Raw genomic sequence first — 11,552 nt, forward strand, 5'->3', positions numbered from 1 at the left:
CAGGGTAGCAAATGATTGATGGATACCGATGCCGCACTGCAACCTTTGTAGGCAAAACAGCACCACAAACCCCAATCATGCAAACCCTAGACAAAACTCAAGCAAAATTCGCTCAACTCGCAGCGCATCTCAGCGAAGTTACCGACATCGAATCAGCCTCGTCACTGTTGCATTGGGATCAGGCGACTTATATGCCCGCCAAAGGTGCAACTGCGAGAGGCCGTCAGTTGGCAACTCTCAAACAAATATCCCACGAAAAATTTACCGATCCCAAAATAGGTGAACTCCTAGAAGACTTGCGTTTCTACGAACAAACCCTCCCCTATGACTCTACCTCAGCTAGCCTGATCCGCATCGCCCGCAGAGATTACGATCGTGCCGCCAGAGTCCCCGCCACCTTCATGTCCGCACTCTGCCGCCACCAAGCCGACTGCTACGAAGTTTGGGCAACAGCCAAAGCAGCCAACAACTTCGCAGCCGTCGAGCCATATCTCGAAAAAACCTTAGAATTAAGCAGGCAGTACGCCGACTTTTTCCCCGGATACGAACACATTGCCGATCCTTTGATCGATCGCAGCGACTACGGCATGAAAGTATCCCTGCTGCGCCCGCTGTTCGCCCAACTGCGTCAAGAATTAGTACCCATAGTCGAAGCCATCACCTCACAACCTCCCGCTGACGACTCCTGCTTGCACCAAAACTTCTCCGAAGCTCAACAGCTAGAATTCACCCGCACAGTCGTACAACTCATGGGGTATGACTTCCAGCGCGGACGGCAGGACACCACCCTGCACCCCTTCATGACCAACTTCTCCATAGACGACGTACGCATCACCACCCGCGTCTACAAAGATCACCTCGATCAAGCCCTCTTCAGCAGCATCCACGAAGCCGGACACGGCCTCTACGAACTCGGCAATTCCCCCGAATTTGAAGGTACGCTACTCGCAGGTGGCATTTCCTCCGGCGTGCACGAAAGCCAGTCGCGGCTTTGGGAAAATCTAGTCGGGCGCAGCCGCGGTTTTTGGCAGTATTTTTACCCGCAACTGCAAAAAGTATTTTCGCGCCAGTTGGGCGACGTATCCCCAGACGCATTTTACCGGGCAATTAACAAAGTGTCGCGATCGCTCGTCCGCACCGATGCTGACGAAGTAACCTACAACCTCCACGTCGCCATCCGCTTTGACCTAGAATTGGCAATGGTAGAAGGCAAATTAGCAGTGCGAGACCTCCCCGAAGCCTGGAAGGATCGCTATAAAACAGACCTCGGCGTTGTCCCCGCTACCGACAGCGACGGTGCGATGCAGGATGTTCACTGGTATGTTGGGACGATCGGCGGAATGTTTCAAGGTTACACCCTCGGCAACTTGATGAGCGCTCAATTCTACGAAACCGCACTCAAAAACCATCCCGAAATTCCCGCACAAATAGAACAGGGAAACTTTAGCGTACTCCACGACTGGCTCAAACAAAACATCTACGACCACGGCCGCAAATACACTGCCGTCGAATTGATCGATCGCGTCACCGGTTCACCTTTAACTATCGATCCGTTTGTCCGTTACATTCGCCACAAATACGGCGAATTTTATGTCATTTGAGGGATAGCAATTTCACATTGCAGACTTTAAAATGAGATTAAAAAAAGTAGGCGCCTAAAAAAAGGGTGGTACTAATACAGTATCGCCCTTTTTTAGAGCGAAAATCAAAAATCTCAAATAAGGGAGTATCTATGTCTGAACTCTTTGAGGCTGTTATTGCCAGCGACGAAAAAACCGACTTGCGGCAATTTGCCAGCGATTTGCGGGCTTTGGGAAACAAATATTTACTGCGAAACGATATAGTTAGCGCTTTTGCCGCCTACTGCACCAAATACGAAAAGCCCCAACAGTTTCATCAATCCTCTCATTTGAGCAAACTGATTTACTACGTTCAGGAAATTATTCTTGAAGAGAGCAGCCTTTGCGTCCTGCTGCGACCAAAAATTGCGACAATGGAAATAGTGCGAGTTGGAGACGACTTGACACTGGAGCCGATGACAGTGCAAGAATTGCTCGACGTGCGCGATCGCTTCGTCAACCACTTTCACCCCCAAGAAGGCGACATCCTCGAACTAGATTTCGGCCCTTTTTACGACTATTCCCCCTCCATACGCGACCCCAAGAACATCGGCAAAGGAGTGCAATTCCTCAACCGCTATCTCTCCAGCAAACTGTTTCAAGACTCCAAACAGTGGCAGGAAACTCTATTTGATTTCTTGCGTATTCACCGCTACAACGGCGTACAATTACTAATTAACGATCGCATAAAATCTCAAGAACAACTTTCAGAACAAGTCAAAAAAGCCCTCACCTTTGTCAGCGAACTTTCTGAAGATGAACCCTACGAGAGATTTAAATTCGTCCTGCAAATGATGGGTTTGGATGCAGGTTGGGGAAATACCGCAGCCCGCGTGCAGGAAACTCTAGGAATTCTCGACGAATTAATTGATTCCCCCGATCCCCAAACCCTAGAAGCATTTATTTCTCGGATTCCGATGATTTTCAAAATCGTCCTAGTTTCTCCTCACGGCTGGTTCGGTCAAGAAGGAGTGTTGGGGCGTCCGGATACGGGCGGTCAAGTAGTTTACGTGCTCGATCAAGCGAAGAATTTAGAGAGACAACTGCAAGAAGACATTCATCTTGCCGGTCTCGATAGTTTAGGTGTAAAACCAAAAGTAATTATTCTCACCAGGTTAATTCCAAACAGTGATGGCACGCGCTGCAACGAACGTTTGGAAAAAGTTTACGGCACCGAAAATGCTTGGATTCTGAGGGTTCCCTTCCGCGACTTCAATCCCAAATTGACTCAAAATTGGATTTCTCGGTTCGAGATTTGGCCTTATTTGGAAACTTACGCGATCGATGCGGAAAAAGAACTGCTGGCTGAGTTTCAGGGCAAGCCAGATTTAATAATTGGTAACTATTCTGACGGAAATTTGGTGGCATTTTTGCTGTCTCGCAAACTCAAAGTTACTCAGTGCAATATTGCCCACGCCCTGGAAAAATCTAAATATTTGTTCAGCAATCTCTACTGGCAAGAATCTGAGGATAAATACCATTTTGCGCTGCAATTTACTGCGGATATCATTGCCATGAATGCGGCTAATTGTATTGTCAGCAGCACCTATCAAGAGATTGTCGGCAAACCGGATAGTGTCGGGCAGTACGAATCTTACAATTGTTTTACCATGCCGGATTTGTACCACGTCGTCAACGGGATTGAGCTGTTCAGCCCAAAATTCAATGTCGTGCCGCCGGGAGTGAACGAAAGCGTGTATTTCCCCTACACGCGCAACGAAGATAGGGTGCAGGGCGATCGCGATCGACTCAACGAACTGCTGTTTACCCTCGAAGACCCGGAACAGGTGTTCGGAACACTCGACGACCCGCAAAAGCGCCCTCTGTTTTCGATGGCCCGGCTCGATCGCATTAAAAACCTGACAGGCTTAGCAGAATTGTTTGGCAAAAGCGAGGAATTGCAAGCAAAATGCAACTTAATTTTAGTAGCCGGCAAGCTGAGAGTCGAAGAAACCGAAGACTACGAAGAAGCCGAAGAAATTAAAAAACTTTACGCAATTATCGAGCAATACAAGCTGCACGGTAAAATTCGCTGGCTGGGAGTGCGGCTGTCCAAAAGCCTGTCCGGTGAAATCTACCGGGTAATCGCCGACGGCCAAGGTATATTTGTACAGCCAGCCTTATTTGAAGCTTTCGGCTTGACAATTCTCGAAGCCATGATTACCGGGATTCCGACTTTCGGGACGCAGTTTGGCGGGCCGATAGAAATCATTCAAGATGGAGTAAATGGGTTCTATATCAACCCGACCAACCACGAGGAAACTGCCCAAGAAATTCTGGATTTTTTATCGAAATGCGAACAGAATCCCAACTATTGGTACGAAATTTCAACGCGAGGAATTGACAGAGTTTACAGCACGTATACTTGGAAAATTCACACTACCAAGCTGCTGACTCTGGCCCGGACTTACGGTTTCTGGAACTACTCGTCCAAGGAAAACCGCGAAGATATGCTCCGCTACATAGAAGCGCTGTTTTATCTGATTTACAAGCCGAGAGCGAAGGCTTTACTGGAGGAGCACGCACAGCGATAAGTGGGAAGTTTTGGTTTGTAGGGGCCGGTTGAGACAAAAAAGTGTTAGAGCGATCGACTGGGTACGTTTAGGTACGTTGTTGCGCTTCAGCGCTCTTTCGGCGTATATCGGAGCGCTCAAGCGCAACAACGTACCTTGATTTCAGGTGGATCCTAAGAAATCGACTAGGTAAGTTGTTGCGCTTCAGCGCTCTTTCTGATAGATGGGAGCGCTGAAGCGCAACAACGTACCTTGATTTCGGGTGGATGCTAAGAAACCGTTAGGACGTTCTTAATGGCCCAAACATCAGCCATTAATTCCTTCTTCCTTTCTCCTTCTATCCGTTACATTCTTTACTGGCATCTGCTGCCGAGCTTCCTTTGTGTCGTTCGCCGGCGACGGGGTTAATCAAAAAATCACCTTCAAACCATCCGTTAAATCGGTTACAGAATCGGCGGTCGAACTTCCTTCGGCATTCTACTATATTTCTCAGAAAGCTATCCGGGTAATACAATGAGATTGAGAAACATAGAAAACAGGGAAACCTTGTCAAACCTCACCAATAGGATGAAACTTATGCGTGTAACTACTGTTACGATTTTCAGCGTGCTCGCTCTGCTAGCTCCAGGGCTGACTAAAAAGGCAAATGCAGCCTTCGAGTCTAAACCCTTTGTGCAGGAACAGTACCGCAGAGACTTTACAGCTCCCGCCGATCCGGGTGCGTCAGTACAGCCCGAAGCAACTACCCAAGGAGATATGTTTAACAAGCCTTTTTATGCAGGAGAGCAAAAGCCTGTGAGAAAGGAAAAAACTATCTCCGCAGGAGCAGACGGCCCAGAAGTTGCCGCCATACAGCAGCGGTTGCTGGTTCACGGTTTCGCGATCGGGACGATCGACGGTTCCTATGGTTCTCGCACCACATCCGCTGTCAGTGCCTTTCAGCAGTCTAAGCGGTTGAACTCCGACGGCATCGTGGACAAAGAAACTTGGACAGCTTTAGCCGCAGATCCGGCGCCAGCTTCTGAAAATTTGCAGGGGAATGCTCCCACTCAGAACAGCGATCCTGTTCCCGGCAATCCTGCAACTGCTCTGACTAAAGGTGCTGCCGGTTCCAAGGTGAAGACGCTACAGGTGCGTCTGGAAATGCAGGGTTACGATCCGGGCCCCATCGACGGCATTTTTGGCGCTCGCACTGCTACGGCTGTGAAGAAATTTCAGGAGTATAAGGGTTTGACTGCTGACGGCGTGGTTGACGAAATCACCTGGAAGGCGATCGGGCAAAACTAAGTAATGAGTTAAAAATACGGAAAATTGCTGTGCCTATAACTCAATAAACCCGGCGTGCAAAAATGACCGGGTTTTTGGATGTTGACTTATCGCTATGTTGTGTGTTATAATAATCAAATGTCAAAATGCGGATATGGCGAAATTGGCAGACGCGCCAGATTTAGGTTCTGGTTCCGAAAGGAGTGAAGGTTCAAGTCCTTTTATCCGCATCGCTTTGTAAGGAATGAGAATTAAATAACTTACAATTTTTATTCTTCTTGTGGGATGGGCGTCCCGCCCGTCCATAAAGGACGGGCGGGACGCCCATCCCACAAATATGTGTAAATTATTTAATTCGCGATCCTAAGACTTATGGCTATGCCATTGAGGAGTCTCGATCGATCCTCGATTAACCGGTTTTTGCTCACAAGGAAAGGCGATCGTCTCTTTCTTCAATCAGAACACCTATCCTCGCCGCCTTTAGTCTTCCATTGGTCTGATTCAACCTCCCCCGCCGGATTCGCTTGATTTTCCATTACATTAAATCTGCATTACTTTCTGTGGTCGATTGTATGCGATTACGTGCGGGTTACACTCCGTTACAATCCCAGAAACCTTGCAAACAAGGAGTTTCGAGATTGTACAAACACATAAAAATAAAGGCGGCACCCAGATTTGAACTGGGGGTGGAGGTTTTGCAGACCTCTGCCTTACCACTTGGCTATGCCGCCGTTACGTCTGAAAATTGACGTTATACGATAATACACTAAATCCTGATTATTTCAACATATCTCTCAAAAATTTCCATCGCCCAATGTTCGTTAGCGAAGCCCGCCCCTACGGGGGCTACGCCAACGAAGAGGATCGCCCCCACAACGGCATCCCAGGCTAATCTAGAAATAGCTCGATCGCCTCCGCTTTACCCGCAACAGCAGCCATGACACCAGATTCTCCCCTACTCGTCGCCCAAATCACCGACACTCACTTGTTCGCAGAGTGCGATCGACAATGGAAAGGAATCTCGACAACCCGCACCCTGCTAGCAGTTCTCGATCGCCTGCAACAGATACAGCCGCCCCCCGACTTACTGTTGCTGACAGGCGACTTATCCCAAGACGAAACACCCAAATCTTACCAGCGCCTCATCTCCCTCATCGCCCCCCTGGGAATTCCCGCCTACTGGATACCGGGAAACCACGACAACATCCCAGTCATGGCAGAAATCTTAAATCAGCCGCCGATTTCCCCTGAAAAATCCTGGATGCTAGGAAACTGGCAGTTTGTGCTGCTTTCGAGTGTGGAAGCGGGATGCGACGGCGGGCGGCTTTCCCCAGACAGCTTGCAGTGGCTGGACTCTCAACTGCAACAAACGGGCGATCGATTTGTTACGATCGCTTTGCACCATCATCCGCTGGCGATCGACTGTGAAATCATGGATGGAATGATGCTGCACAATGCCGATGAATTTTTCGCAATTGTCGATCGATACCCTCAAATCAAAATCGTCCTTTGCGGGCACATTCACCAAGAATTTCATCAACAGCGAGACGGAGTTTCCTACTTGGGCACGCCGAGTACCTGCATCCAACTGCTACCCAAAAGCCATCCGATTGTCCTCGATACTATCGGGCCCGGATTTAGATTGCTCGAATTGGCGATCGATGGTACTTGGGAAACTAAGATTGAGCGAGTAGCCACAGAACCTGCAACAACTTGATAATTTACAGTTAAGAGGTGGTGGGTAGTTGTGCGATCGGCAAATCCAAGAATCCTCTACTAGGTTCGTAGTGAGGACTTCAGTCCGCATCAAATTGGTTAGTAGTGAGGACTTCAGTCCGCAGTAAAAATCATATAACTCAAGTCCAAACGAGCCAACCAATTTGATTGTGTTGCTTCAAACGCAAACAGCAAACAACAATATTCAGCAAGTTTCTGAACCCAAATTTACAAATCATAGAACATATTTTTTACTGAATTATATATCAAAACAGTATTAGCAAAAACACACTCAATTGTCAATCTATCAACAGATAGATATCTTTATTAAGGTCAACATTTTATGATAAGTATTGACCGTAAATTGCAGACATATTTAGAGCGCACCGACAACGAACAAAAATATATCTGACAACCTTACAAAACAGGAGAAACTTAATATGTCTCAAGTCAATGGCGTCATGATGCAGTATTTCCACTGGTACAACCCCGCTGATGGCAGCCTGTGGAATCAGCTAGCAGAATCTGCAAAAGATTTAGCAAAAATAGGCGTGACATCCCTGTGGTTGCCGCCCGCCTATAAAGGAACCGGCGGCGGGATGGATGTAGGTTACGGTGTTTACGACATATTCGACTTAGGTGAATTCGACCAAAAAGGATCGGTACGCACCAAATACGGCACAAAAGATGAATATTTGCGCGCGATCAAAGCTGCACAAGATGTAGGAATTCGGATTTATGCCGATGTTGTCTTCAACCACAAATTAGGTGCAGATGCAGAAGAAGAAGCCGAAGCCACACCCTTCAATCCAGACAACCGCAATGACACCGTAGGCGAATATCAAAAAATCAAAGCTTGGACGCATTTCACTTTCCCAGGCCGCGACAAAAAATATTCCAGCATGGAGTGGCATTGGTGGCATTTTGACGCCATTGATTACAACGTTTACAACACAGACACCCATGCCGTTTACCTGCTCAAAGACAAAGAATTCGATCGAGGGGTAGACTTAGAAAAGGGCAACTTTGACTACCTCATGGGTTGCGATTTAGATATGGACAACCCAGAAGTCACCGGCGAATTAAAATATTGGGGCGAGTGGTATGTCGATACAACAAACGTTGATGGATTTCGCTTCGATGCCGTCAAACACGTAGCAGCAGAATTTTTCCAAGAATGGTTGGAACACGTCCGCAACTATGCCAAACGCGACCTATTTGCCGTCGGTGAATATTGGTCTTACGAAGTGGAAGCTTTGCACTACTTCATCCAAGCAACGGATGGTAAAGTATCGTTATTTGACGCGCCCCTCCACTACAACTTCCACGCTGCTAGCAAAGCCGGCAATAGCTACGACTTGCGTACCATTTTTGACAACACCCTGGTAAAAGACCAACCAACCCTCGCGGTTACTTTGGTTGACAACCACGATTCGCAGCCTTTACAATCTCTTGAATCAGTTGTCGAGGCTTGGTTTAAACCCTTAGCTTACGCTTTAATCCTGCTGCGTAGCGAAGGATATCCGTGCATTTTTTACCCAGATTATTACGGCGCAAACTATAAGGACACAGCAAATGATGGCAACGAATACGAGATTTGGTTAGACAAACATCAAGGGATTCTCGATCAATTCTTGTTCGCACGCCAAACTTATTCCTACGGGAATCAGTACGATTACTTCGACCACGCCAACACGATTGGCTGGACGCGACTCGGAGATGAAGAACATCCGGGCGGTATGGCTGTGGTACTGAGTAATGGAGGCGATGGCACTAAGTTTATGGAAGTCGGACATCCAAATCAAACTTATATTGACATCACCGAACACATCAAAGAACCGATCGCAACTAATGACGATGGTTGGGCTGATTTTAGGTGCAACGCCGGTTCAGTTTCTGTCTGGGTTCCTCAGCCCTAAGCATGACCTAAATCTTGACGGCATCCTCTATCTGAAGTAGGGTGCGCGCTGCGCACCTTACGGCTACGATCGTCCTATCCAACCATTTTTTACTTGGCTATTTCTGATTTTTGCTGATTAAAGCCTGTTCGTAGTGAGGACTTCAGTCCTCTCTTTCTAATCTTACTTTTAGGCGATCGCGCCACTAAATTATTTAAATAAAAAATTATGAAACTTGCAGAAAAAGTTGCCGTGATTACGGGCGGCGGGTCGGGCATTGGACGTGCAGCAGGAATATTAATCGCCCAAGAAGGCGCAAAAGTTGCAATTATCGATCGCATTTTAGAAACAGCACAAGAAACCGTCCGCGAGTTGGTCAATCAAGGAGGTTGCGGGCTGGCGATTGCCGCAGATGTGGCTGATTCTAAGCATATGCAACAGGCATTTGAAACAATTTTTGACGAATATCAAAGAATTGATATTGTGTTCGCAAATGCGGGGATTAATGGTGTCTGGTCGCCGATAGAAGAGATAGAACCGGATGAATGGGATCGGACAATTAACATCAACCTCACAGGAACTTTTTTGACGGTTAAGTATGCTGTTCCTTATCTCAAAAAACAAGGAGGTTCCATCGTCATTACATCATCGATTAATGGCACCAGAAGCTTCAGGAAAGTTGGCGCTACAGCTTACGCTTGCAGCAAAGCAGCGCAGGTAGCTTTTGCAAAAATGCTGGCACTAGAACTTGCTCCCAGCCACATCAGAGTCAATGTGATATGTCCGGGTGGAGTGCTGACTGCGATCGATCAAAGTACCGTTAAGCGCCATCTCGATCGCATCCTAGTCCCGGCTGATTGTATTAAAGATGTGATTCCGTTGACTGATAATACCGCAGGTTCCAGCGAAGAAATCGCTCAATTAGTTTTATTTTTGGTGTCCGATGCCTCCAGCTTTATCACAGGTACTGAAGTCTGGATTGATGGCGGCGGTTCTTTGATTTAAAATCTGATATTATGCAAGTTTATAGGACTTACACATGGGTATCGAGAAACCGGGTTTCTTCCCTAATTCCTCGCTACTAAACCCTAATTTTTCTAAGAAACCCGGTTTCTAACCCGCCGCGCGCAATTCATATTTGATAAATATTCCCCCCAATTCTCCATTGTTTGACAGCAGTTTGCAATCTCTGCGGTAGCCAGTTATCGTACTGAGGATAAACAGGCAAACGCTGCACGAGTTGCCATTCGGCTGCTGCTAAAATTTCTGTTAAAGTTTGGTGTTGCAGGTGAGGATAATCTGGATTAACTTCATCCAGCGGCCCAATTCCGCCTAAATCTCTCGCACCTGCTTCTAAACAAGCTAGCAATATTTGGGGCTGTGCAACTAAATTCGGCGGAATTTGTAGGGCGATTTCAGATGGTAAAATGCTGCGGGCGATCGCAATTACTTGTGGCATTTTTGTAGCATCAAAAACTTCGCCGTCCCAACTTTGCTTGTTTCCCGGACTGTGAGGCTGCAAAATAACTTCTTGAATGTGATTGTAGCGCGAATGAATCCGGGCGATCGCCTCCAACGTCTCAATCCAATCCGCCTCAGCTTCCCCAATTCCCAACAGCAAACCAGTGGTAAACGGAATCTGCAATTCCCCAGCCCATTCTAACTGTTGCAGCCGCAGCGCCGGCACTTTACTCGGTGCGTGTCGGTGAACCGTTTTTAACAAATTGGGGGACAACTGTTCTACCATGAGCCCCATCGAGACATTCACCTGTTTTAACTGTGCCATCTCCTCAAAGCTGAGCGGCCCCACATTAGTATGCGGTAAAAATCCGAGACTAAGTGCCAGTTCGCACAAATCGTAAATCCGCTGAAACCAGGCTTTGCGCCGTTGACTCTGGGGATGTACCTCGCCGCTGAGGATCAGAATTTCAATTACACCTTGAGGAAGCAGCAATTTGAGCTGTTTTTCGGCTTCTGTGAGTGTCAGCCAAGGACTTTGCAGCGGTTCGGCCCGAAAATTGCAATAGGTGCAGCGATTGTAACACTCGTAGGTGGGAACCAACGTATAGGCAGGGCTGTAGGTGACGGTGCGGGACATTCCTTGGGATTTTTATCGATCGGACTTACGCAATAACATATATATCTCACTGGGAGTTTTGCGGTTGGCGATCGCGCTCCTTCATTTATCTTAACACTCACGCCAGTCCCGAATCTCGTTATCAGCTAAATTATGAGCATTTTTTTCTTGGTGCGATCGCCTGTAAATTCCCCAGTCTGCTTTTGAATTCCCCATACAGCAAGCTTTGGGATAAATATAAGTATGGCTTATACCAGTCATAAGAAAAACTGTGCTTAAAACCCCTTTACAAACCGAAATAAAAGCTTTATATTTATTTACATGGCGGAACACAAAGCCGTCACGAACATTGAAAACCAAATAAAGCAATCATAAAACCATGACAGCTACCTTACAGCAGCGCGAAAGCGCCAACCTGTGGTCGCAGTTTTGCAACTGGGTCACCAGCACCGACAACCGCATT

8 protein-coding genes and 2 tRNA genes are annotated in these 11,552 nt (G+C 47.3%); 7 read left to right on the plus strand and 3 right to left on the minus strand.

Translation table 11 applies throughout. The features are described from left to right. Window positions 1–77: 77 nt before the first annotated feature. The 4 genes from JGK11_RS13380 to JGK11_RS13395 all read left to right on the plus strand — a co-directional run bounded on the left by JGK11_RS13380 (window position 78) and on the right by JGK11_RS13395 (window position 5,628). Window positions 78–1,601 carry a carboxypeptidase M32 gene (locus JGK11_RS13380; RefSeq protein ID WP_293212023.1) on the plus strand — a complete coding sequence of 508 codons (1,524 nt, stop codon included), beginning with the start codon at window positions 78–80 and terminating at the stop codon, window positions 1,599–1,601. 131 nt (window positions 1,602–1,732) lie between these two features. After that, a complete protein-coding gene (locus JGK11_RS13385) occupies window positions 1,733–4,153 on the plus strand; it encodes a sucrose synthase (protein ID WP_293212015.1) in 2,421 nt (806 codons plus the stop codon). Between the two features lie 555 nt (window positions 4,154–4,708). Further along, window positions 4,709–5,419, plus strand: coding sequence for a peptidoglycan-binding protein (locus tag JGK11_RS13390; protein ID WP_293187046.1), 711 nt, complete (start codon window positions 4,709–4,711; stop codon window positions 5,417–5,419). A 127-nt stretch (window positions 5,420–5,546) separates the two neighbouring features. Continuing rightward, window positions 5,547–5,628: transfer RNA gene (locus JGK11_RS13395), tRNA-Leu, on the plus strand. 430 nt (window positions 5,629–6,058) lie between these two features. Here the strand turns inward: JGK11_RS13395 and JGK11_RS13400 are convergent. Further along, a tRNA-Cys gene (locus JGK11_RS13400) sits at window positions 6,059–6,129 on the minus strand. Between the two features lie 206 nt (window positions 6,130–6,335). Here JGK11_RS13400 and cpdA point away from each other — a divergent pair. The 3 genes from cpdA to JGK11_RS13415 all read left to right on the plus strand — a co-directional run bounded on the left by cpdA (window position 6,336) and on the right by JGK11_RS13415 (window position 10,017). Continuing rightward, window positions 6,336–7,115 carry a 3',5'-cyclic-AMP phosphodiesterase gene (cpdA, locus tag JGK11_RS13405; RefSeq protein ID WP_293212017.1) on the plus strand — a complete coding sequence of 260 codons (780 nt, stop codon included), beginning with the start codon at window positions 6,336–6,338 and terminating at the stop codon, window positions 7,113–7,115. Between the two features lie 439 nt (window positions 7,116–7,554). Then, a complete protein-coding gene (locus JGK11_RS13410; protein WP_293187048.1) occupies window positions 7,555–9,033 on the plus strand; it encodes an alpha-amylase in 1,479 nt (492 codons plus the stop codon). A 207-nt stretch (window positions 9,034–9,240) separates the two neighbouring features. Then, window positions 9,241–10,017 (plus strand): SDR family NAD(P)-dependent oxidoreductase, encoded by a 777-nt coding sequence (locus JGK11_RS13415; protein WP_293187049.1) that lies wholly within the window; start codon window positions 9,241–9,243, stop codon window positions 10,015–10,017. 127 nt (window positions 10,018–10,144) lie between these two features. Here JGK11_RS13415 and cofG read toward each other — a convergent pair whose 3' ends face one another. Beyond that, window positions 10,145–11,110: a 7,8-didemethyl-8-hydroxy-5-deazariboflavin synthase subunit CofG gene (cofG, locus tag JGK11_RS13420; protein ID WP_293212019.1), complete on the minus strand. Its 966-nt coding sequence runs from the start codon at window positions 11,108–11,110 to the stop codon at window positions 10,145–10,147. Window positions 11,111–11,200: 90 nt separating this feature from the next. Beyond that, the gene (locus tag JGK11_RS13425; RefSeq protein WP_293187051.1) at window positions 11,201–11,350 is read right to left on the minus strand and encodes a hypothetical protein; all 150 of its coding nucleotides are present in this window, start codon (window positions 11,348–11,350) and stop codon (window positions 11,201–11,203) included. Window positions 11,351–11,552: the final 202 nt, after the last annotated feature.

Source organism: Microcoleus sp. PH2017_34_RAT_O_A (assembly GCF_020737885.1).
GTDB lineage: Bacteria > Cyanobacteriota > Cyanobacteriia > Cyanobacteriales > Microcoleaceae > Microcoleus.

Excerpts from the sequence above, each read along its gene's own strand:
- JGK11_RS13385 (WP_293212015.1), top strand. The coding sequence starts at position 1,733 with ATGTCTGAACTCTTTGAGGCTGTTATTGCCAGCGACGAAAAAACCGAC.
- JGK11_RS13410 (WP_293187048.1), top strand. The coding sequence starts at position 7,555 with ATGTCTCAAGTCAATGGCGTCATGATGCAGTATTTCCACTGGTACAAC.
- cpdA (WP_293212017.1), top strand. The coding sequence starts at position 6,336 with ATGACACCAGATTCTCCCCTACTCGTCGCCCAAATCACCGACACTCAC.
- JGK11_RS13425 (WP_293187051.1), bottom strand. The coding sequence starts at position 11,350 with ATGACTGGTATAAGCCATACTTATATTTATCCCAAAGCTTGCTGTATG.
- JGK11_RS13415 (WP_293187049.1), top strand. The coding sequence starts at position 9,241 with ATGAAACTTGCAGAAAAAGTTGCCGTGATTACGGGCGGCGGGTCGGGC.
- cofG (WP_293212019.1), bottom strand. The coding sequence starts at position 11,110 with ATGTCCCGCACCGTCACCTACAGCCCTGCCTATACGTTGGTTCCCACC.
- JGK11_RS13390 (WP_293187046.1), top strand. The coding sequence starts at position 4,709 with ATGCGTGTAACTACTGTTACGATTTTCAGCGTGCTCGCTCTGCTAGCT.
- JGK11_RS13380 (WP_293212023.1), top strand. The coding sequence starts at position 78 with ATGCAAACCCTAGACAAAACTCAAGCAAAATTCGCTCAACTCGCAGCG.